1 pseudogene is annotated in these 240 nt (G+C 35.8%); it reads left to right on the top strand.

From position 1 onward, the window contains the following. Positions 1-240 (top strand): annotated as a pseudogene (locus SCA31_RS25330) (single-stranded-DNA-specific exonuclease RecJ); the annotation flags it as partial.

The raw sequence follows: 240 nt of genomic DNA on the forward strand, positions 1-240 counted from the left end.
GCGTTGGATATCTGTTCAGAATATTTCCTTAAATTTGGAGGCCATCATGCTGCTGCAGGACTTTCCATGGAGAAAGACAAGTTTGATGCTTTCAAAATAAAATTTGAAAAAGTTGTTGCTGAAAAGATTAAGGAACATCAGAAAGAGCCTTCTATTTTGATAGATTCTGAGATTCAGATCGATGATGTGAACAGAGAGTTTATTAATTTCCACAGAAAGTTAGCTCCATTTGGTCCACAT

Origin of the sequence: Chryseobacterium sp. SIMBA_028, from assembly GCF_046535285.1 — a bacterium.
Lineage (GTDB): Bacteria > Bacteroidota > Bacteroidia > Flavobacteriales > Weeksellaceae > Chryseobacterium.